Source organism: Actinoallomurus sp. CA-150999 (genome assembly GCF_050942425.1).
Classification (GTDB): domain Bacteria; phylum Actinomycetota; class Actinomycetes; order Streptosporangiales; family Streptosporangiaceae; genus Actinoallomurus.
Window position 1 is genome coordinate 11327139 of the sequence record NZ_CP192063.1, and the last position, 20680, is coordinate 11347818.

Annotated in this window: 18 protein-coding genes; 10 read left to right on the forward strand and 8 right to left on the reverse strand. The window is 72.2% G+C overall.

Features of this window, described 5'->3' with window-relative positions:
- Window positions 1-42 precede the first annotated feature (42 nt).
- Window positions 43-990, forward strand: coding sequence for a GntR family transcriptional regulator (locus tag ACQP2O_RS52395; protein ID WP_433177817.1), 948 nt, complete (start codon window positions 43-45; stop codon window positions 988-990).
- Between the two features lie 47 nt (window positions 991-1037).
- Here the strand turns inward: ACQP2O_RS52395 and ACQP2O_RS52400 are convergent, their stop codons facing one another.
- Genes ACQP2O_RS52400 through ACQP2O_RS52410 form a run of 3 tightly spaced genes read right to left on the reverse strand, consistent with a single transcriptional unit; the run spans window position 1038 to window position 4236 of the window.
- Complete coding sequence (locus tag ACQP2O_RS52400) at window positions 1038-1814, reverse strand: ABC transporter permease (RefSeq protein ID WP_433177819.1); 777 nt, start codon at window positions 1812-1814, stop codon at window positions 1038-1040.
- A 26-nt stretch (window positions 1815-1840) separates the two neighbouring features.
- Window positions 1841-3373: an ABC transporter permease subunit gene (locus ACQP2O_RS52405; protein ID WP_433177821.1), complete on the reverse strand. Its 1533-nt coding sequence runs from the start codon at window positions 3371-3373 to the stop codon at window positions 1841-1843.
- Window positions 3370-4236, reverse strand: a complete 867-nt coding sequence (locus tag ACQP2O_RS52410) for an ATP-binding cassette domain-containing protein (protein WP_433191485.1) — start codon at window positions 4234-4236, stop codon at window positions 3370-3372. Before ACQP2O_RS52410 ends, ACQP2O_RS52405 begins: the two co-directional genes overlap by 4 nt.
- Window positions 4237-4456: 220 nt before the next feature.
- Between ACQP2O_RS52410 and ACQP2O_RS52415 the strand changes: the two genes are divergently transcribed.
- The 4 genes from ACQP2O_RS52415 (at window position 4457) to ACQP2O_RS52430 (ending at window position 8114) form a co-directional block, all read left to right on the forward strand.
- Window positions 4457-5683 carry a sensor histidine kinase gene (locus ACQP2O_RS52415; protein ID WP_433177824.1) on the forward strand — a complete coding sequence of 409 codons (1227 nt, stop codon included), beginning with the start codon at window positions 4457-4459 and terminating at the stop codon, window positions 5681-5683.
- Window positions 5680-6345 carry a response regulator transcription factor gene (locus ACQP2O_RS52420; protein WP_433177826.1) on the forward strand — a complete coding sequence of 222 codons (666 nt, stop codon included), beginning with the start codon at window positions 5680-5682 and terminating at the stop codon, window positions 6343-6345. The genes ACQP2O_RS52415 and ACQP2O_RS52420 overlap by 4 nt, the downstream gene beginning before the upstream one ends.
- Window positions 6346-6545: 200 nt before the next feature.
- Window positions 6546-6890: a YciI family protein gene (locus tag ACQP2O_RS52425; RefSeq protein ID WP_433177828.1), complete on the forward strand. Its 345-nt coding sequence runs from the start codon at window positions 6546-6548 to the stop codon at window positions 6888-6890.
- Between the two features lie 3 nt (window positions 6891-6893).
- Window positions 6894-8114 (forward strand): RNA polymerase sigma factor, encoded by a 1221-nt coding sequence (locus tag ACQP2O_RS52430; RefSeq protein ID WP_433177829.1) that lies wholly within the window; start codon window positions 6894-6896, stop codon window positions 8112-8114.
- A 28-nt stretch (window positions 8115-8142) separates the two neighbouring features.
- Here ACQP2O_RS52430 and ACQP2O_RS52435 read toward each other — a convergent pair whose 3' ends face one another.
- Together ACQP2O_RS52435 and ACQP2O_RS52440 are read right to left on the reverse strand one after the other, a co-directional pair.
- Window positions 8143-9318 carry an FAD-dependent monooxygenase gene (locus ACQP2O_RS52435; protein WP_433177832.1) on the reverse strand — a complete coding sequence of 392 codons (1176 nt, stop codon included), beginning with the start codon at window positions 9316-9318 and terminating at the stop codon, window positions 8143-8145.
- A 38-nt stretch (window positions 9319-9356) separates the two neighbouring features.
- On the reverse strand, window positions 9357-12437 hold the full coding sequence (locus tag ACQP2O_RS52440) for an ATP-binding protein (RefSeq protein WP_433177834.1): 3081 nt from the start codon (window positions 12435-12437) through the stop codon (window positions 9357-9359).
- 320 nt (window positions 12438-12757) lie between these two features.
- Between ACQP2O_RS52440 and ACQP2O_RS52445 the strand changes: the two genes are divergently transcribed.
- The gene (locus tag ACQP2O_RS52445; protein ID WP_433177836.1) at window positions 12758-13852 is read left to right on the forward strand and encodes a carboxylate-amine ligase; all 1095 of its coding nucleotides are present in this window, start codon (window positions 12758-12760) and stop codon (window positions 13850-13852) included.
- 15 nt (window positions 13853-13867) lie between these two features.
- On the opposite strand, the gene ACQP2O_RS52450 is transcribed toward ACQP2O_RS52445, so the two are convergent.
- Window positions 13868-14767, reverse strand: coding sequence for a LysR family transcriptional regulator (locus ACQP2O_RS52450; RefSeq protein WP_433177838.1), 900 nt, complete (start codon window positions 14765-14767; stop codon window positions 13868-13870).
- Window positions 14768-15013: 246 nt separating this feature from the next.
- Here ACQP2O_RS52450 and ACQP2O_RS52455 point away from each other — a divergent pair, with 246 nt between their 5' ends.
- Complete coding sequence (locus ACQP2O_RS52455; protein ID WP_433177841.1) at window positions 15014-15487, forward strand: M20/M25/M40 family metallo-hydrolase; 474 nt, start codon at window positions 15014-15016, stop codon at window positions 15485-15487.
- A gap of 107 nt (window positions 15488-15594) precedes the next feature.
- Window positions 15595-16872 (forward strand): RNA-guided endonuclease InsQ/TnpB family protein, encoded by a 1278-nt coding sequence (locus ACQP2O_RS52460; protein WP_433177843.1) that lies wholly within the window; start codon window positions 15595-15597, stop codon window positions 16870-16872.
- A 257-nt stretch (window positions 16873-17129) separates the two neighbouring features.
- On the opposite strand, the gene ACQP2O_RS52465 is transcribed toward ACQP2O_RS52460, so the two are convergent.
- Complete coding sequence (locus ACQP2O_RS52465; RefSeq protein ID WP_433177846.1) at window positions 17130-18026, reverse strand: alpha/beta hydrolase; 897 nt, start codon at window positions 18024-18026, stop codon at window positions 17130-17132.
- Between the two features lie 246 nt (window positions 18027-18272).
- Between ACQP2O_RS52465 and ACQP2O_RS52470 the strand changes: the two genes are divergently transcribed.
- Entirely contained in the window at window positions 18273-19253 is a 981-nt protein-coding gene (locus ACQP2O_RS52470) for a zinc-dependent alcohol dehydrogenase (RefSeq protein WP_433177848.1), read from the forward strand.
- Window positions 19254-19637, forward strand: a complete 384-nt coding sequence (locus ACQP2O_RS52475; RefSeq protein ID WP_433177850.1) for a 6-pyruvoyl trahydropterin synthase family protein — start codon at window positions 19254-19256, stop codon at window positions 19635-19637.
- On the opposite strand, the gene ACQP2O_RS52480 is transcribed toward ACQP2O_RS52475, so the two are convergent.
- A complete protein-coding gene (locus tag ACQP2O_RS52480; protein ID WP_433177852.1) occupies window positions 19613-20680 on the reverse strand; it encodes a glycosyltransferase family 4 protein in 1068 nt (355 codons plus the stop codon). The two genes, ACQP2O_RS52475 and ACQP2O_RS52480, sit on opposite strands and share 25 nt — an antisense overlap.

Sequence of the window (20680 nt, forward strand, 5' to 3'; positions counted from 1 at the left end):
TCACGGCAGGCGAACGACCTCACCGATGGATCGGGGGCTCCCATGCCGTCGTCAACGCAGCGACCGGATCCGCCCTACCGGCGGATCGTCGCGGAGATCCGCGCCCAGATCCTGTCCGGCGACCTGCGGCCCGGCGACCGGGCGCCTTCCATCCGACAGATCGCCCAGCGATGGGGCGTCGCGATCGCGACCGCGACCAAGGTGATGGCGGCTCTCCGCGACGCCGGGCTCGTCGAAGCCAAGGTCGGTTCCGGCACGGTGGTCAGCGCCCACGCGCGCCCTGCGCAGCCGGCCGGCCTGACCACGTCGCCGAGACCGCGACCCAGACAGGCGCTGAACCGGCGTCAGGTCCTCCGCACCGCCATTGCGATCGCCGATGTCGAAGGACTCGACGCCGTGTCCATGCGACGGCTCGCGGCCGAGCTCGGGGTCGGTCCGATGTCGCTCTACCGGCACGTGGCGAACAAGGACGAACTGGTCACGCAGATGACCGACGAAGCCTTCGGCGAACCCGAGCTACCCGTCCCGGGGCCGGAGGGGTGGCGGGCCAAGCTCGAACTGATCTCCCGCCGGCAGTGGGAGCTGTGCCGACGGCACCTCTGGCTGCCCAGGGCCGTCTCGTTCACCCGCCCGTTGCTGGTGCCCAACATGATGGCGCACACCGAATGGACCCTGCGCGCACTCGACGGGCTCGGGCTGCCCATGACGACGCGGCTTCGCGAGGCGCTCACGCTGCACGCGCTGGTCATCACCGTTGCCCTGCCCCTGGCGGACGAGACCGAAGCGGAGCAGGAGACCGGTGTGACGCTCGACCAATGGTGGCTGGAACAGCGAAAGCGGTCCAACGAACTCCTCGGCAGCGGACGATTCCCACTGCTGGCCACGATCGAGGCGGAAACGGTGTCGGACCTGGACGGACTGTTCGAGTACAGCCTTGCCCGCCATCTCGATGGTTTCGCCGCCCTGGTGGAGGCTCAGGCCCGAGCGTGAACCGGTGACGCGGTCGCCCTTGAGCCGCGCCGGGCGCGACGCCGGCCTCACGCGTCGCGCAGCCGGAGCAGTAGGCCACCGGTGAGCAGCGCCCCGGCGGCCCACGCGGCGAGCACGCCCAGCCCCTCCCATGGGCCGAGTGGAAGGCTCGACAGGCGGGTGGTCGACTGGATGGCGAGTCCCGCCTCCATCGGCGAGATCCGCCACAGGAACCGTTGCCAGTCCGGCTCCGAGACCATGACCGGCAGGACCGCGAGGATGTACAGCAGGCCGAACACGACGCCGATGGCCGTCGCCGAGTCCCGTACGGCGGTGGCGACGCCGAGGCCGAGCAGGGCGATCAGCGCGAGGTAGAGGACCGAGCCGACGGCCGCGCGCAGCGTCGGCCCGTCGGCCAGGGACAAGGGCGCCTGACCGTGCGCGGGGACGAACCCGTTGCCGGGCAGAATGAGCCGCGCGGCGAGCAGCGACCCGAGCACGGCCATCGTCCCCGTGGCCAGTGTCAGGCCGGTGAGGATCGTCGCCTTGGCGGCCAGGACGGCGTCCCGGCGCGGCATCGCGGCCAGGGTGGTCCGGATCATGCCGGTGCCGTACTCGCCGGTGATGGTCAGGACCGCCAGGATGGCGACGATCGCCTGGCCCGCCTGGACTCCCGTCAGGGCGACCTTCGGGGTGTCGTACCGGCAGCCCGCCGCCGGGCAGGACACGGTCGCGGCGACCGCGGCGCTGACGGCGACGGTCAGCGTGACCCCGGCGAGCAGCAGCCAGGCCGTGCTCGTCACGGTGCGCAGCTTCGTCCACTCCGCGTGGAGTTCCCGAGTCATGAGCCCCTCCTTCATGTGTCCCTCCTTCATGCGTCCCTCCGGCGCAGCAGGAGGACGGCCAGGCCGAGGGCGAGCACGGCGTATCCGCCGCAGACCGCGAGACCGGCCAACGGTGGCAGCGGGTAGTAGCCGGCCTGGGGCGAGAAGGAGGCGGTGACCTGTGGGTACGCCGGGATGCTCTGCTGGATCGCGAACCCGGCGGCCGGGGTGAGCCGCAGCAGCCAGCGCGCCGCGTCCGCGGGCAGGACGGACGTGGTCGCGAGGATGCGCGGCAGGATGACCAGCACGAGGGCGGTGGTGATCGCCGGGGCGCTGCGCCGGAACACCGTGCCGAGCGCGAGGGCGAGGACGGCGACGACGGCGATCAGCGCGGCGGTCCCGGCCACGACGCGCAGTTGGGTGAGCGAGCCGACCGGCAGGATGTAGTTCCCGTTGGAGCGCAGGATGTGCGCGGCGACCGGCATCGTGACGCCGGCGGCGACCAGCCCGGCGAGGAAGGTCAGCGCGGCGAGCACGAGGGCCTTCGCCGTCAGTACCCGGCCCCGTCGCGGGGAGGCGAGCAGGGTGGTCCGGATCAGGCCTCGGCGGTACTCCGCGGTGATGAACACCACCGCCACCACGATCACGACGATCAGCCCGGCCGGCAGTCCGGAGAGCGTCTTCTCGACGGTCATGCCGTCCGTGCGGGGAGCGATGTCGCCGACCCCGGTCACGGTGAAGGTGCCGCCGGACTTCACCAGACCGCCCGGATGGTGGATCGATCCGTCGGGTTCCTTGGTGGCCCCGAGGTCGTCGTGGCTCCACGCGCCGCCCGATGTCCCGCCCCGTACGCTCGCACTGTCGAAGACGCCGGTGGCCTGGGCGAACCGCGACGCCGCGACGACCCCGCCGAGATCCGCCTGCGTCACCGTCAGGTCGCCCGGGGACGCGGCGAACAGACCGATCCGCACGGTGGCGGGCAGCCCGGCCAGACGTGCCGTGCCCACCTTGGACCACCGGCTGCCGTCGGCCGACTCGTAGCCGGTGAGGTCGTCGCCGGAGCGGACCAGCCGTAGCCAGCGCGGGGACGTCTTCGACACGCCGCCCGAACCGCCGGCGACGTCGTGGGTGTAGTCGTACTGCATCCGCACGCCGTGCCCGCCGGTGACCATCAGCGCCGCGTACGCCGACCCCTGCCGGGTGCCGTCCTTGACCATCACGCCGGCCTTCGCCCACGGCTCGACCTTGGAGGCGACCTGCCGGACGCCGGGCGTGGCGTCCGGGAGGCGGACCTGGCCGGTCAGGGAGGTCAGGCGAACGGTGATGGCACCGTCCCCCTGCAGCGACCGGTGGACGAAGTAGAACTTGTCGTCCACCGCCTCGCCGCCCGGCCCGATCGGCACGGCGGGGCAGACGTCGGTCGGGCCGCCGCACGACGAGTGGCTGCCCGAGGCGGAGAAGAGCCCGAGCAGCACGGTGACCAGCGCCGCGACCCCCAGGCCGATCACCCAGCCGCGGACCGTACGGAACTTGGTCCACTCCGCGCGCAGCAGCCGTGCAAAGCCCAGAGTGGTCCTCATCGGGTCGCCTCCCGCGCCGTGCCGGCGCGGAACTCGACCGCGTCCCGGGTGAGCTCCATGTACGCCTCCTCCAGGGTCGCGCGGTGGGCCGCGACCTCGGAGAACGGCAGCGCGTTCGCGGTGAGGAACGCCACGACCCGCTCGGCCGGCAGCCCGGCGACGACGAGTGTGTCGCGGCCGGTGACGGTCACGGCGACGCCGGCGTGCGCCAGTACCGTCATCGCCCGGTCCGGCTCCAGGGTGCGCACCGTGACGCGGCCACGGGACGCGGTGGCGATCAGGTCCGCGACGCCGGTGTCCGCGACGACCCGGCCGCGGCCCACCACGACGAGGTGGTCGGCGGTGTCCTGCAGCTCGCTCATCAGATGACTGGACACCAGCACCGCCCGGCCCTCCGCCGCCAGCGACCGCAGGAACCCGCGGATCCATCGGATCCCCTCGGGATCGAGGCCGTTGACCGGCTCATCGAGCATGAGCGCCGACGGGTCGCCGAGCAGCGCCGCGGCGATCCCCAGGCGCTGCCGCATGCCCAGTGAGAAGCCGCCGGCCCGGCGCCGCGCCACGGACCGCAGCCCGACCTGCTCGATCACCTCGTCGACCCGCCTGGCGTCCAGACCCTGGGAGTGGGCCAGCCACAGCAGGTGACCCCGCGCGGTACGGCTCGGCTGCAGCGCGGCGGCGTCCAGCAGCGCCCCGACGTGGCGCAGGGGGTCGCGCAGACTCCGGTACGGCCGGCCGCCGACCAGGGCGGTACCTGTGTCGGCCGCGTCCAGGCCGAGGATCACTCGCATGGTCGTGGACTTCCCGGCGCCGTTGGGCCCGACGAACCCGGTGACCCGTCCGGGCCGCACCGTGAACGACATCCCGTCCAGCGCCACGGTCGACCCGAAGCGTTTGCGCAGGCCGTTGACCTCGATGGTCGCTTCCCTGTTCACAGTCCCGTCCTCTTCGCTCGGCGGTGAGGGAACCGGGCCGATCCTGGAGCGGACGCCGTGACGAGGGCCGAACGGACGCTGTTATTCCGCTGTTAGGGCCGACCGGGCATGCTGAGTGCCTCTGTGGAAACAGACCAAGGAGCGGAAGATGTCGAAAGGGCCGGTCGGCCGCCCCACCCGGTCGGTCCACCACCTCATCCGGTCGGTCCGCCTGCCGAACCGCCCCGTACGGTCGCGGTTCACCGCCTTGTACGGCGTCGTGTTCTTCGTGTCCGCCGCGGGACTGCTGGCGATCGCCAACGTCCTGACCCTCGGGTCACGGGTCAGCACCATGCACCTGCCCGGCCCGGAGCCGGCGCCCCAGGAGGCCGCGCTGGCCCAGGCCCAGATGCAGATCGCCTGGCTGCAGAATCAGCTCGCCGAGCAGCATTCGGCGCAGAATCGTCGGCTGCTGGTCGGGTCGGCGATCGCGCTGGCCGTCATGGCGGTGGCGTCGATCGTCCTGGGACGCCTCCTCGCAGGACGGGTGCTGCGTCCGCTGCGGACGATCACGGCGGCGACGCGGCGGATCACCGCGGACAACCTGCACGAGCGGCTGGCCGTGCCCGGCCCTGCCGACGAGGTCAAGGACCTCGCCGACACCATCGACGATCTCCTGGAACGCCTGGAGGGGGCCTTCGCCGCCCAACGCCGCTTCGTCGCCGACGCCTCCCACGAGCTGCGCACGCCGCTCACCACCATGCGGGCGTCACTGGACGTGGCGGTGGCCAAGCCGGAGCCCGCGCCGCCGCAGACCGTGGCCCTCGCCGACCGGCTCCGTGGCGAGCTCGACCAGGTCGACCGCCTGCTGGAGGGTCTCCTGGTCCTCGCCCGGACGCAGCACGGCGACCTCCCGGATCGCGCGACGCTCTCGCTCGCCCACGTGGCCTCCGAAGCGGTGGCCGCCCGGTCCGCGGACATCGCCGCCCGACGGTTGTCCGTCCACGAGACCGCGGACGGCGACACACCGGTGCGCGGCAGCCGGGCACTCCTGCGCCGCATGGTCGACAACCTCATCGACAACGCGATCCGCCACAACGAGGACGGCGGCTGGATCCGGGTCGCCACCGTGGCCGATGGCGAGAACGCGCACCTGATGGTCGAGACGGGCGGCGAGGTGCTCGACCCACGGCAGGTCGCCGAGCTGACCCGGCCGTTCCGCCGGCTCGGCGCCGACCGTACGGGCACGGGCGACGGGACCGGGCTCGGGCTGTCGATCGTCGCGGCCGTCGCCACCGCGCACGGCGGCACTCTGGACCTGCGCGCCCGCCCCGACGGCGGACTGCGCGTCGGCGTCTCACTGCCGTCGGTGGTGCACGCGGGTGTTCCGGCGTGAGGGTGCTGGTGGTCGAGGACGCCCGGTCGCTCGCCGACGTCCTGGCGGAAGGGCTGCGCGACCAGGGCATGGCCGTGGACGTCGCCCATGACGGGCTGGAGGCCGTCGCCAAGCTCGACGTGAACGCCTACGACGTGGTCGTCCTCGACCGCGACCTGCCCGGCCTGCACGGCGACACCCTCTGCCAGATGATCACCGCGGACGACGACCGGGCCATGGTCCTCATGCTGACCGCCGCCGGCGCGCCCGGCGACCGCGTCAGCGGGCTGATCCTGGGAGCGGACGACTACCTCGCCAAGCCGTTCCACTTCCCGGAACTCGTCCTCCGGGTCCAGGCCCTCGCACGCCGCCGACCCGCCTCGCGGGCCCGTACGCTGCGCGCGGCGGGGATCGAGCTGGACCCGGTACGACGCACCGTCACCCGCGACGGCCGCCTCCTCGACCTGTCCGTCAAGGAGTTCGGGGTCCTCGAAGCGCTCCTGCGCGCCGCGCCCGCCTTCCTCAGCGCCGAGAACCTGCTCGAACAGGTCTGGGACGAGCACGCCGACCCCTTCACCAACACGGTCGCGGTGACCATCGGCCGCCTGCGCCGCAAGCTGGGCGACCCGCCCGTCGTCATCACCACGCCCGGCGTGGGCTACCGCGTCGTCGATCCCGGCTGACCGAGCCGCTCAACGCGGCCGAGGAAGGCGAGGAGCCGCCGGTGCGCGGGAGCGGGGACCTCTGGGCCGAACATGTCGGGACGGTCGTCATAACGTGCTCCGGGAAATCGTCGTCGCGAGGTGTCCTGCCGGGCTCCGGCCGTACGTCCTTAAAGTGAAGCCGGTGACCGGAGCCGGCCCAGGACCCGAAGGAGTCGGTCATGCCCATGTACATCGCCCTCACCTACACGCGCGACGTCGACTGGACGCAGCCGGAGTACGCCGAGGAGATGAAGGACTACAACGAGTTCGGCCAGGCGGCCGCCGACGTGATCAAGGGCGGCCACGCGTTGTACCCGACCGCCACGGCGACGACCGTGCGGGTCTCCGGCGGCAAGGGCGGCGACGTGATCACGAGTGACGGGCCGTACGCCGAGACGAAGGAGGCCCTGGCCGGCTTCTACGTGCTCGAATGCGCCGACCTGGACGAGGCGGTCGCGGTGGCGGCGAAGATCCCGGCGGCGTGGGACGGCGCGGTCGAAGTCCGCCCGGTCGTCCAGTTCTGACCGATGGGGACCGGTGACGCGGCGGCGACGCTGGTACGCGACGAGGGTGCCCGCGTGCTGGCCACGCTGATCCGCGTCACCGGCAGCGTCGACCTGGCCGAGGACGCGGTGCAGGACGCCGTGGTCCGTGCGCTGGAGACGTGGCCCCGGGACGGTGTGCCGGACGACCCGCGCGCCTGGCTGGTGGTCGCCGCGAAGCGCCGGGCGATCGACGTCATCCGCCGGGAGGCTCGCCGGGCCGGGAAGGAGGCGGAGGCGGTGTCGTTGATCCATCCGGACCCCGAGCCTCCCGAGGTCGTCCGCGACGACCTCCTCCGGTTGGTCTTCACCTGCTGCCATCCGTGCCTGGCGGTGGAGGCGCAGGTCGCCCTGGCACTGCGGACCCTCGCCGGGCTGTCCACCGCGGAGGTCGCCCGCGGGCTGCTGGTGCCCGAGGCGACGATGGCCAAGCGCCTCACCCGGGCGAAGCAGAAGATCGCGCGAGCCCGCATCCCGTACCGTGTCCCGCCCGCCGAGGAGCTCCCCGCACGGCTGTCGGGAGTCGCAGCCACCGTCTACCTCATCTTCACCGCCGGGTACACGGCGGGTTCCGGCGGCGACCTGGTCCGCGTCCCACTGACGGCCGAGGCGATCCGGCTCGCGCGCCTCCTGGCGGAGCTGATGCCCGACGAGCCGACCGTTCTCGGCCTGCTCGCGCTGCTGCTGCTTCAGGACGCCCGGCGCGCGGCCCGCGTCGACGCCGAGGGCCGCCCGGTCCTGCTGGCCGACCAGGACCGTGGCCGCTGGGACTTCGCGGAGATCAAGGAGGGGGTCGAGCTGGTCGGCGCGGCGTTGCGGCGCACCCCGGAGCGGCCGGACGCGTACGTCGTGCAGGCCGCGATCGCCGCATGCCACGCGCTCGCCCCCTCGTACGCCGCGACCGGCTGGGACGCCGTGATCTCCTGGTACGACGTGCTGCTCACCGTCCAGGACACCGGTGTCGTACGGCTGAACCGGGCGGTGGCCGTGGCCGAACGGGACGGGCCGACCGCCGGCCTGGCCTTGGTCGACGCGATCCCGAGCCTGGACGAGTATCCGTGGTGGCACGCCACCCGCGCCGAACTCCTGCACCGCGCCGGCCGGCACGGCGAGGCGCGCACCGCGTACGAGCGGGCGCTCGCGATCGGGATGAACGACCCCCAGGCCGACCACCTGCGCCGCCGGATCGCCGAGCTCCCCGAGTAGACGTCGCGCGCCGTCTTCTCCTTGATCATTATTGGTCATGAGGTGTGGATGCGGGCGCCGGGTAGTCCTTCAGGTCGATGTTCGAGGCGAACTTGTCGGTCATCCACAGCATCGACTTGAGCAGGAGCCGGCGCTTGAACATCTGGTTCCGCATGGTGATGCGGGCCTGGGTCGGCGGGGCGAGGAACGGTCCGGCGTTGCCCTTCCGCGCGATCTTGGCGTAGCCGCGGAACTCCTCCTCGTACCGGCGGAAGGCCACCCGGTGGTCGCCGCCGGCCGCCGCGAGCTCCCCGGCCAGGACGTACGCGCCGACGACGGCCAGGCCGGTGCCGAAGCCGCCCAGAGTGTTGCCGTACGCGGCGTCGCCCAGCAGGACGACCCGGCCCTCGGCGTAGTGGTCCATCTCGACGCGGCTGATCGAGTCGAGGTAGAACTCCGAGGCGTCGGACGCGGCGGCGACGATCTCCGGCATCTTCCACTTCCCGCCCTGATACGCCTGGGCGAGGAGCCGCTTCTGCTGGTCGGTGTTCCAGCGGTCGTAGTCGAGCCGCTCGGAGGCGAAGACGAAGAACGCCGACGCCTTGTTGCCCCAGAGCGACACCATGCGGCCCGGCTCGTTGTACATCACGCTCTGCACGGCGGGGCCCGCGGCGGCGACGTCGGCGAGCGCGTAGTAGTGGCCGAGGAAGCGCACGTACTCCTCCTCCGGGCCGAAGGCCAGACGGCGGACGTTGGAGTGGATGCCGTCCGCGCCGACCACGAGGTCGAAGGTGCGCGGTGCGCCGCGTTCGAAGGTGGCGTGGACACCGGACGCCGTCTCGGTCAGCGAGGTGATCGAGTCGCCGAAGACGTACTCGCACCGCCCCGCGGTCCGCTCGTACAGGAGGGCGGCCAGGTCGCCGCGCTGGATCTCGATCGCACCACCGGTGAACTCGGCGGGCATGACCGCCTGCGGCCGGCCGTCCGCGTCGATGAAGGTGGTGTCGTGTGAGCCGGTCTGGCGGCGGCGCACCTCGTCGAGGATGCCCATGCGTTCCAGGACCTTCATGTGGGTCGGACCCTTGAAGTCGACGGCCTGGCCGCCGGGTCGGAGGACGGGTGCCTTCTCGACGATCGTGACGGTGCAGCCGTAGCGCTCGAGCCAGTAGGCGAGGGCGGGGCCGGCGATGCTCGCGCCGGAGATGAGGACCGTGGTGTTCTTCATGTCCCCGACTCTCGCCAGGGGCGTTGACAGTCCGTCCGCTATCCGCTGACAGTCTCGTCGACGGCTGTCAGCGCCTCCGCGCGCGACATCGCGGCGCCGCGCGCGAACGCCGCGGCGAACGCCTCCGCGCCGAGGAGGTCGCGGACGCGGGCGGCGATCCGGTCGACGTCCCGGTCACGCGCCACGGTCATCCCGCACAGGGCGACGGCCGCGCCGAGCAGGACGGCAGCACGTTCTCCCGTGCCCGCCCCCTCTCCCACGACGGCCCCGGCGAGGCCTCTGACGGCCTCGGCGAGGTCCATGGCGATCGGGGACTCCCGAGAGGCCGCGACGGCGCGGCGATGCCAGGTCCGGGCCGCGTCGTCGTCGCCTTCGGCCTCGGCGAGCCGTCCCAGCGCGGTGAACAGCCACGGCTGTGTCGTCTCGACGCCGAAACTCGCGTCTCCGGAGACGCGCAGAGCCTCCTCGAGCCGGAGCCGGGCCTCGACGAGGTCGCCGCCGAAGCGTGCGATCTCCCCCAGACCCATGTACACCGCGGCGGGTGCGTCCGCCCGGCCCGCCTGACGGGACAGCTCCTCCGCGCGCCGGAGATCGGTGGTGGCGGCGGCGATGTCGCCCTCGCGGGTCAGCGCCTCGGCCCGGTGTACGAGGACGTCCACGACCTCTTCGTACGCGCCGAGCTCGCCGAGCAGCGTGAGCGCCTCACCCCATAGCTCCCGGGCGCGCGCCCACTCTCCACGCCGGCCGGCGACCACCGCGAGCCAGTCGAGGGTCTGGGCGGTCCCCCACCGCTCGCCGATCGCGCGGAAGCGGGTCAGCACGTCCGCGAGCCGGCGTTCGCCCTCGGCGGGGTCGCCGCCGAGCACGGTCAGCAGGGCCAGACTGAACTGCTCCAGCGCCTGCGTCCACGGATCACCGGCGAGCATGGGGGTGGTCTGGGCCCCAGAGGGCGCGGGCGGGCCGGCGGTCATCCCCCACAGAGCCGCCGTGAACGGGTGCCGCAGCGGCCGGTCGAACGACCGTACGGTCTCCTCCGCCCGCTTCCAGTGCTCCGGACCGGGTTGGGGCACGGCCTGCACCACGCACGCGACGTACTCCTCGTCCAGCCCTTCGACGGGCGCGTCGAGGAGCTCGGCGGCGGCCTTGCCGACCTCGCCGCGCCGCCCGCTCAGCCAGCCGTACGTCCCGAGCGCGGCGACGAGCCGCAGCGCCGTCTCCCGGTCGTGGTGGACGGCCCAGCGCAGCGCGGCCATGAGGTCGTCGTGCTCGGCGGAGAGGCGGGCCAGCCACTCCAGCTGCTCGGCGCGGCGGAGGTGAAGGTCGGCGCGCTGGGCGAGTTCGAGGAAGTGCCGGGCGTGGGCGGCGCGCACGAGCTGCGGCTCGTCGGTCTCGGCCAGGCGCTCGGCGCAGAACAGGCCGATCGTGTCGAACATCCGGTAGCGGACGCCGTCCGTCTCGACGAGCGACTTGTCCACCAGGTCGGCCAGCGCGTCGCCGGCGTCCAGACCGCAGACCGCCTCGACCGCCTCCAGTGACGCGCCCCCTGCGAACACGGAGAAGCGCCGAGCCGCCATCCGCTCGTCGGGCCCGAGCAGGTCCCAGCTCCACTCGACGACCGCGCGCAGGGTCTGGTGCCGGGCGGCGGCCGTACGGTCGCCGCGCGACAGCAGCCGGAACCGGTCGTGTTCGGCGAGGCGGCGGGCGATCTCCTCCACCGGGAAGGTGCGCAACCGGGCGGCGGCGAGCTCGATGGCGAGCGGCAGGCCGTCGAGCGCCGCGCAGATCCGTGCGACGGCCTCGGCGTTGCCGGGTCCGAGCTCGAAGCCGGGCCGTACGGCCGCCGCCCGGTCGGCGAACAACCGCACGGCCGGATAGTCCGAGGCGTCGGTGGGCGCGGAGTCCGGCGGGGGCACGTCCAGCGGCGCGAGCGGTACGAGCATCTCCCCGGTGATCCCGAGCGGCTCCCTGCTCGTGGCCAGGATCGTCAGCCCCGGGCACTCGCCGAGCAGGCGGCGGGCCAGCGCCGCGGCGCCGTCGACGAGGTGCTCGCAGTTGTCGAGGATCAGCAGGAGGTCCCGATCGGCGACGGCCGAGACCAGGCGGCTCATTGGGTCGGGTGCGTCGAGCGCGTGGAACCCCGTCTCGCGCAGTCCCAGCGCGCTGAGCACCGCGCCCGGCACCTGGTCGCCGTCGTCGAGCGGGGAGAGGTCGGCGAAGCACGTCTCACCGCCCCGGCGGCCGGCGGCCTCGACCGCGAGCCGGGTCTTTCCGGCGCCTCCGGGACCGAGGATCGTGACCAGCCGGGAGTCGCGCAGGTCGTCGAGTCGTCGCAGCTCGCGGTCGCGTCCGATGAAGCTGGTGAGCTGCGCGGCGGGCCTGCGCCGGGTCGCCGGCGCGGGCTCCTGGGCGCGTAGGACGGCCAGTTGGATGGCGGCCAGCTCCGGGGAGGGGTCGACGCCGAGCTCCTCGGCGAGCAGGTGCCGCGTCTTCTCGTACACCGCGAGGGCCTCGGCTGGCCGCCCGGCGGCGTTCAGGGCGCGCATGAGCTGGCCGCGGAGTCGTTCCCGCAGCGGGTGCTCGGCCACCAGCCGCCGCAGCTCCGCGACCGGTGACCCGTCGGGCAGGGCGAGCTGGGCCTCGGTGAGGTCCTCGGTCGCCGCCAGCCGGAGCTCCTCCAGGCGGGCCTTGTCCGCGTCCGCGTAAGGCAGGTCGGCCAGTGCCGGGCCGCGCCACAGCCCGAGGGCCCGGCGGAGGATCGCGGCGGCGTCCGGGTGGGCGCCCGCGCCCAGCAGTCTCCGTCCTTCCCGGGCCAGCCGCTCGAAGCGGTGGACGTCGACGTCGTCGGGGTCGGCCGCCAGTCGGTATCCGATGCCGTCGAACTCGAGCATCCCCGGCGGCAGGTGACGCCGTACCCGGGACACCTGCGCCTGGACGGCGTTGACGGCACCGGACGGAGGATCGTCGCCGTACTGGCCGTCGACCAGCTGCTGCACGCCGACCGGCCGGCCCGCGTGCAGCAGCAGCATCGCGAGCAGCGCACGGGGCCGGGGCCCGCCCACGGAGATCGGCTCCCCGTCGGCCGACCGTACGTCCAGGGGACCCAGGATGCCGAACCACATGCCGACGATTCTCCCGGCAAACCGGATGTTCAACGGCCAAAGGCGGCCTTCCGCCGCCTGCAGCCGACCCGGAGTACACCGGAACCACATTCGACGCGTCACACCTCTGTGTTCACCATCGTTTCCGAAAGTCGCCCGGATCAAGACCAGCTACGGACTAAACCCATGATTCCCAGTAGGTAGGAGTTCGGCGCGTTTTACCCTGACATAGACACGGGGCAATGATCATCAGTCAGCGATACGGGGGTTTTTATCCAGCGTGAACTGGAGTTGCCGTGCCTTTACGTGATCCTCGCGAAAAACCTGCAAAGTAGGACACAGTGGATATTCGCACCGTGGGAGTAGAAGAGGAATTCCTCCTCGTCGACCCGAACACCGGAACGCCTCGCGCGGCTGCCGACGCCATACTCCGGCTCCCGCCGCACGGAGGTGATGGAGGGCTGCTCCAGAGGGAGTTCCAGCGCCAGCAGCTGGAGACCGGAACGCGCCCGTGCACCTCGATGACCGAACTCGCCGATCAGATCCGCCAGGGACGGCATCTCGCGGCGGCCGCCGCATGGCGCCACGACGTGACCATCGCCGCGCTCGGGACCTGCCCGCTGCCAGTCCGGCCGATCGTGACGCCCACCGAGCGGTACCTGCGGATGGCCGAGCTGTACTCCCTCACTGCGGCCGAACACCTGACCTTCGGCTGTCATGTTCACGTGGCAATCGGGTCACCCGATGAGGGCGTCGCCGTTCTCGACCGGATCCGTCCCTGGCTGCCGACGCTCCTCGCGCTGAGCGCCAACTCGCCGTTCTGGCAGGGAGTCGACAGCGGCTACGCCAGCTACCGCCGGCAGGCGGTGGGGCGCTGGCCGTCGTCGGGCCCCACCGAACTGTTCGGGTCGGCGGCCGGCTACCGGGCCGCGATCGACGCCATGCTGCGCACCGGCGCCATCCTCGACGAGGCGATGGTCTACTTCGACGCGCGGCTCTCCCACCACTACCCGACGGTCGAGATCCGCGTCGCCGACGTCTGTCTCCTGGTCGACCACGCCGTGCTGATCGCCACGCTGGTCCGCGCGCTGGTGGAGACGGCCGCTCGGGCCTGGCGAGCGGGCGAGCCACCCCTACAGGTCCGGGTGGGACAACTCCAGCTCGCCACCTGGCGGGCGGCCCGGTACGGCCTGCGGCAGGACCTGGTGCACCCGCTGGCCGGCTGCCCGGTCCCGGCCGAGACGGCCGTACGGGCGCTGCTCGACCACACCGCGCCCGTCCTGGCCGAGAGCGGAGACCTCTTCGCGGCCGAAGGGCTCCTCCTCGACGTGCTCAAACGCGGCAACGGCGCCGACCAGCTACGGGAGTTCCACCAGCGGACGGGCGACCTGTCCCAGGTGGTCGTCCAGGCCGTGGCCCGCACGCTGGAGGAGTGAGCCGCCTGGCCCGGGTCACGGCCCTTCGATGTGCGCGATGAGGTGGCCGAGGAACGCCGAAACGGCCTTCGGGAGGGTCCGCTGGGCCATCGACTGGATCTGGAGGCTTCGGCGCGACATCTCCGGGTCACTGATGGGCACGGCCACCAGCCCGTCGGGGCCCAGCCGCCGCCGGTGCGTGAGCGAACCCGCGATGGTGACACCGCCGTTGTTCTGCACGAATCCGTAGAGCGCGCCGGAATAATTGCTGACGAAGGCGGGCTCGAATCGCAGCCCTTCCAGGCTGACGCAGATATCGAACAACTGCCGGATCGTCGTGCCCTTTTCCATCAGCGCGAGTGGATACGGCAGCAGGTCGGCGAGCCGGACCTCGGTCCGCTCGGTGAGCGGGTGGCCCGCCGGGACCAGTGCGTGGATCGGCTGCGCCGCGGAGTACTCCACCTTGACGTCCGGCTCCGGGGCCAGGGCATACGTGACGGCGAGGTCCGCGGTCCCCTCACGGACCGCGTCGGTGGCGGCCGACGGTGTTTCGACGCGCAGCCGGAACCGCACGCCCGGGTACGACTCGCGGAAGGCGACGATCGCCTCCGGCAGGAGGTCCCGGGCGAAGCCCTCCGAACTGGCCAGCCGGATGACGCTGTGCCGGAGCGCGCTGAGACCGCGTATCTCCTCGATGACCTGTTCGGACTCGAGCCGGCTACGCCGCGCGTACGCGGCCGGCACCTCGCCGGCCTCGCTGAGCACCATGCCGCGCGGCCGCCGTTCGAACAGCGGCACCCCGAGGTCGTGCTCCAGCTTCGCGATCTGCCGGCTGATGGCGGACGCCGCGACGTGGAGCTGCTCGGACGCCTGGCTGATCGAGCCGGTGCGGGCCACCTCGAGGAAGTAGCGCAGCACGGGACCGGTGAGGTTCACGCCGCACCCCCGTTCCGACGGGGCCGTCCCGGCGGACGGCGCCGATCGAACGACCATATCCGTCGGGACCGCGCATCGGCGCGCCTGCCTTGCCGTACCGGCAATGCCGCCTTCGGATAATGATAATTGTGCCGAGGAAGGGCTCTCACTAGCCTGCCGACATTAGGCGAATTGGCCTTGCGGCAGGTCGATGGGCATGACGCCGAGATATCGCCGCGACGTTTCCCACCCCCGGAAAGGATCACGGTGACACGCTCAACGGCGATCCGATACGCCCGCGATTACTTTGACTCCGGCGCATTTCAGGCCGACCTCGCGCGGCGGGTCGCGATCCCCACCGAGAGCGGGAGACCCGAGTCGGTGCCCGTTCTGCGCCGGTATCTCGAACACGAGATGGCGCCGGCCGTGGAACGCCTGGGCGCCGCCCACCAGATCGTCGACAACCCCGTGGCCGGCCACGGCCCCTTCCTCGTCGCCCACCGCCACGAAGCGAACAGGCTGCCGACCGTGCTGACCTACGGGCACGCCGACGTCGTCCCCGGTGACGCGGGCCGGTGGCGCCCCGGCCTCGACCCGTGGCGTCTCATCGTCGAGGGCGATCGCTGGTACGGGCGGGGCAGCGCCGACAACAAGGGACAGCACACCATCAACCTCGCGGCGCTCGAGCACGTGCTCCGCGCCCGGAACGGCCGGCTGGGCTTCAATCGGCCAGACTGTTGACCAGGCGGGACAGGGCGATCTTGGCGGGTAGTGGACGTGGTCGGGCTCGCCGTTGAATTCATGGACTTACGCACCAGTGTCGGTGCGTACTTGTAGTGTCACTGTTTGTGAAGTTGGTGGTACGGGTGAAGCTGCTGCCGTCGCCTGAGCAGGCGGCGGCGCTGGCGGCGACCCTGCCCCTGTGTAACACCGCGGCGAACGAGGTGTCGGCGGTCGCGTTCGCCAAGGGCGTGTTCGCCCGCCAGAAGCTGCAGAAACTCGTCTACGCCGACCTGAAGGCGCGGGGGCTGTCGGCGCAACCCGCATTACATGTGATCCGGAAGGTCGCCGACGCCTACACCACCCTGCACGCCCACATCGAGGCCGGCCTGCTGGGCGATGAGCATTCACCCCGGCGCCGCAAAGCCGAGTCCAAGCCGATCGCCTTCCGGGATGATGCCGCCCAGCCGTTTGACGACAGGTGTTTGTCGTGGCAGATGGACGCCCGGACCGTCTCGATCTGGACCGCTCACGGCCGGGTCCGGAACATCGCGTTCACCGGTGAGCCCGGGCAGGTGAAGTTCCTGGCGGACCACCGTAAGGGCGAGAGTGACCTGGCGTGCCGCGACGGGATGTGGTTCCTGATCGCGACCTGTGAGGTCGAAGAGGCCCCGCAGTTCGAGCCGACCGATTGGATCGGGGTCGATCGGGGGATCGTGAACCTGGCCACCACCTCCGACGGCGACAACCACCAAGGCAAAGGCCTGCAACGCTATCGCCGGCGCCAGGCCCGGCTACGTGCCGAACTGCAGGCCAGGAAAGCCGCGGGGAGCCGGTCGGCCGCCCGTCGTCTGGCCCGCCGGTCAGCGCGGGAGGCCCGGCACGCCTCGAATGAGAACCACAAGATCAGCAAGGAGATTGTGGCCGTTGCCCGACGCACCGAACGCGGTATCGCGCTTGAGGAATTGAGTGGGATACGCGATCGGGTACGGCTCAGGCGGCACCAGCGGGCCACGCTCTCCTCCTGGCCGTTCCATCAGCTCGGTGAGTTCATCCAGTACAAGGCGCTGCGGGCTGGGGTGCCGTTCGTGGAAGTGGACCCGGCCTATACCTCCCAGCAGTGTCCTGTGCCGTGGTGTGGGCATACCATGCGGGCGAACCGGCCTGATCGGGATACGTTTTGTTGTCGTCGGTGTGGGTTCGCTGGCCCTGCCGATGTCATCGCTGCCATGAACATCCGGAAACGGGCGTGTGTGGCGTGGGCATTCGTCAGCATGCCCGTCCCTGCCCCCAATCCTGGGGTGAAGGGAGATGCGACCCTGGCGCGACGGCCAGCCGTGACGGGGAGCGCGACAAGGTGTGAACGTCCGAGCCGCAGGCTCGGTCGTTCACGGCCGAGAAGCTGACCCTCAAGGTCCTCATCGAGACCGGGGCTGCGGGCGCTATGCGCGGCCATAGCGGGCGACCTCGCACCGCGAACCTGCTGGCGGACAGCCCGTCCGGCGCCTCGACCAGGGTGCACCGTGTGATCATCGCGGCGTCCGTCGGGAACGCGCTCGAATGGTTCGACATCGAGCGCAGGATGTCGTCGCCTACGCACATCCTCGTCCTCGGCTCCGCCGCCGCCCACGCCGTGTCCTGCCTCGCCGGTGCGGTGGGCCGGTCAGCGGGTGTGCAGGTGACCGCCGAGGAAGGCCAGTTGGTCCGGCAGGTGCGGCAGCCAGAACGCGCCATCGTGGCATCCGCCGCTCATCGCCCCTTCCGGGCGCAGCCGCGTACGCAGCTTGCGGACCATCGGCGCGAACGGGTCGCTGGTGCCGCAGTCGACCCTGGTCGGAACGCCCTTCAGCCGACCCAGGCCCGCGAACACGTCATTGCGCGCGAAGTCGGCCGCGTCGTCGAACGCCTGGCGGTTCGTCCGGCGGGCGTTGTCGTACGACGGGAACAGCGCGGGCGAGGAGGCGACGGCGGCGGCCATCCGGGGCGCGCCGACCGTCTCGGCAAGGAGCAGCGCGCCGTAGCCGCCCATCGACCAGCCGATCACCCCGAACCGGTCCGTCGACGCCCCCTGCCGGCGCAGCCGGGGCAGCAGCTCATCGACGATCATCCCGAGAGGGTCCTCGCCGCTCGCGCGCCGGTGCCAGTACGAGCTGGGCCCGCCGTCCACCGCGACGAGCGCGAACGGCGGGACCCCGCGGGTGCGCACGACCTCGGTCAGGTAGCGGTCGAGCCGGAGACCGGAGGCGGCCGAGACCCCGGTGCCGCCGTTGCCGTGCAGCGCCACCACGACCGGCAGCCCCCGAAGCGACGTGACACCCGCCGGGAGCACGACGACGGCCGTGACGTCGGTGCCCCGCCGACGCGAGGAGAAGGTCTGCGTCTGGACCACACCGGGGGTACCCGGAGGGCTGGGCACGGACCCGCAACGCCCGATGGCCCGGTCGAACGCGACCTTGCCCGGCAGCACGTCCTCCTCGACGAGGACCGCGCCGACCCCTCCGGCGACCGCGACCGCCCCGAGTCCCGCGCCGCCGAACAGGAAGGCACGCCTCGACACCATGGAAACCGCCTCTCACCGTCATGTTCCGAACAGAACAGACGCCCGCCGACGGCCCGTGGTTCAGCTCCCGGGCTCCGTAGGTGGGACGACCGGCCCGGTGTTGGTCACGCGGAGTACCGATCGTCCGGCGTGCGTACCTGTCGAGACTCGGGGACCTCCCGGACTCACGTCATGGGACAACGTGCTTCAATCGCGACGCATGACCAACGCGGTTTTTCGGAGTCCACGGAAGGGTAGAGACGCGCCGTGAAAGCCCGGTTCGTTCTGCATGTCGGCCCCCGGCGCGTGGAGCTGCGCGAACGCGAGGTCGAGTCCCCGGGACCCGGGCAGGTCACGGTCGAGACGATCTTCTCTGGCATCAGCTCGGGCACCGAGCTGCTCGCCTACCGCGGGGAGGTCCCGCCGGAGACGGCCCTCGACGAGGGTATCGACGCCCTGTCGGGCACCTTCGGCTATCCGTTCGTCTACGGCTACAGCTGCGTCGGCCGCGCGGACGACGGCGACCTGGTCTTCGCCTTTCACCCGCATCAGGACGTGTTCACCGCATCGGAGGACTCCCTGATCCGCCTGCCCGCGGTGGACCCGCGCGCGGCAACGCTGTTCCCGCTGGTGGAGACGGCCCTGCAGGTCACGCTGGACGCCGCGCCCGGCTACGGCGACACCGTCGTCGTGCTGGGCCTCGGCGTGCTCGGTACGCTCACGGCCCTCCTGCTCGAACGGACCGGCGCGCGCACCGTGACCGCCGAGCCGCTTCCCTGGCGCCGGAAGCTCGCCGCGTCGCTGGGCCTGCGCGCCGTACCGCCGGAGGAAGTGGCCGAGGTGGTCCGGCGGGAGACCGGCGGCGCGGGCGCCCGTACGGTCATCGACGCCACCGGGAGCCCGGACGCGCCCGGCCCGGCGCTCGCTCTCCTCGCGCACGAGGGCACCCTGCTGATCGCCTCGTGGCTCGGTACCAAGGACGCGACGCTGCCGCTCGGCCGCCACTTCCACCGCCGCCGGCTGACGATCCGCAGCACGCAGGTCTCGACGATCCCGGCCGCGCTCAGCGGCGGCTGGACGATCGAGCGCCGGCGCCGGGAGGCCGCCGCGCTGCTGGCCGAGCTGCCGCTGGAGTCGCTCGCCACCCACACCTTCCCGGTCGAACGGGTCGCCGAGGCGTTCGCGGCTCTGGACCGCGGCGAGGAAGGCGTCATGCACGCCGCGCTGTCGTACGGAAGGGGAGCGTAGATGGGGTACGAGGTCGGGCTGAACAAGACGGTACGGGCGATCCACCAGATGCCCGGTAAACCGCCGCCGGAGGGGGAGCTCCACCACCACGACTACCGGTTCGAGGTCGTCGTGGGCCGCGAACGCCTGGACGAGCAGGACATGGTCTGCGACCTGGACGTCCTGGAGGCGGCGCTCGCCGACATGCTCGGACGGATCGAGAACCGGGACCTGGAGATGATCCGCCCGCCCGAGGCGGCGGCGGTCACCGTCGAGGTGCTGGCGCGCTGGGCGCACGACACGCTCGCGGAGACCGTACGCAAGTCGGGCGCGGAGACCCTGTCCGTACGGGTCTGGGAGTCGCCGGAGGCGTTCGGCGGCTACACGTCGAGCATCGTGGCGTAGGCGGTCAGGCAGCGTTGCGCGCAGCGGTCCCAGGTGAAGCGCTCGAGGACGAGCTGCCGGGCGTCGTCGCCGAGCCTGCGGGCGAGCACGCGGTCCGCGAGCAGCGTGCGGATGCGGTCCCGCAACTCCCCGACGTCGCCCGGCTCGGTGAGGAACCCGGTCTCCCCGTCGCGGACGACCTCGGGCAGCCCGCCGATCCGGCTGCAGATCACCGGCGTGCCGCTCGCCATCGCCTCCAGGGCGGTCAGGCCGAGCAGCTCGGAGATCTCCACCGTCCGCCCGTAGCAGGTCCGGTGCACCGACGGCAGCACCAGGACGGCGGCCTCCCGGTACAGCCGGGCCGCCTCAGCGTCGTCGACCGGGCCGACGAACCGTACGGGCTTCCCCGCGGCGAGCCGGGCGAGCAGGACGAGATAGCCGGACTCGGGCGGACGCGGATCGTGGCCGGTACTGCCCACGACGGTCAGCTCGGCGCCGTCGGGCAACGCCTGGATCAGCCGGTCGAGCCCCTTGTGCGGAGTGATCCGCCCGACGAACAGCACCCCGGCGCGGTCGGCGCGCGGGTCCGGGCGGTACCAGGCCGGGTCCGCGCCGCCGTACAGGACGTCGGTGCGGCCGGGCGGGGCGTTCAGCGTCCGCGCGGAGAACCGCGACACGACGAGGAACCGCTCGAACAGGCGCGGCAGCAGCCCGCACCACCCGCCGCCGCCCAGCCCGTGATCGGTCACCGCGAGGTGCCGTCGCCGTACGAGGGCGGCCAGCCGGCTGGGCGCGCTGCGCAGCTGATGCGTGTGGACGACGTCGGCGTCGGCGAGCGCCGATGGTAGGCCCAGGGCGAGGGGGTGCGCGGGATGCCCGCGCCAGCACCCCCACCGGCGCAGCACCCGGATCCGCAGGCCGCCCGGCTCCCGGATCAGGCGGGCACCCGGCCCGAACGTCACCAGCTCGCAGTCGACGCCGCGTGCCAGCGCCCGGGCCAGCATCAGCGGATACCGTTCACCGCCGCCGTACACGCCGCCGGCCCCGAAAACGGTCGGAGCCAC

Coding starts and splice junctions, on each gene's coding strand:
- ACQP2O_RS52435 (WP_433177832.1), bottom strand. CDS start 9,318: ATGAAGAACACCACGGTCCTCATCTCCGGCGCGAGCATCGCCGGCCCC.
- ACQP2O_RS52465 (WP_433177846.1), bottom strand. CDS start 18,026: ATGGTGTCGAGGCGTGCCTTCCTGTTCGGCGGCGCGGGACTCGGGGCG.
- ACQP2O_RS52415 (WP_433177824.1), top strand. CDS start 4,457: ATGTCGAAAGGGCCGGTCGGCCGCCCCACCCGGTCGGTCCACCACCTC.
- ACQP2O_RS52395 (WP_433177817.1), top strand. CDS start 43: ATGCCGTCGTCAACGCAGCGACCGGATCCGCCCTACCGGCGGATCGTC.
- ACQP2O_RS52425 (WP_433177828.1), top strand. CDS start 6,546: ATGCCCATGTACATCGCCCTCACCTACACGCGCGACGTCGACTGGACG.
- ACQP2O_RS52475 (WP_433177850.1), top strand. CDS start 19,254: ATGGGGTACGAGGTCGGGCTGAACAAGACGGTACGGGCGATCCACCAG.
- ACQP2O_RS52405 (WP_433177821.1), bottom strand. CDS start 3,373: ATGAGGACCACTCTGGGCTTTGCACGGCTGCTGCGCGCGGAGTGGACC.
- ACQP2O_RS52430 (WP_433177829.1), top strand. CDS start 6,894: ATGGGGACCGGTGACGCGGCGGCGACGCTGGTACGCGACGAGGGTGCC.
- ACQP2O_RS52440 (WP_433177834.1), bottom strand. CDS start 12,437: ATGTGGTTCGGCATCCTGGGTCCCCTGGACGTACGGTCGGCCGACGGG.
- ACQP2O_RS52410 (WP_433191485.1), bottom strand. CDS start 4,236: ATGTCGTTCACGGTGCGGCCCGGACGGGTCACCGGGTTCGTCGGGCCC.
- ACQP2O_RS52400 (WP_433177819.1), bottom strand. CDS start 1,814: ATGACTCGGGAACTCCACGCGGAGTGGACGAAGCTGCGCACCGTGACG.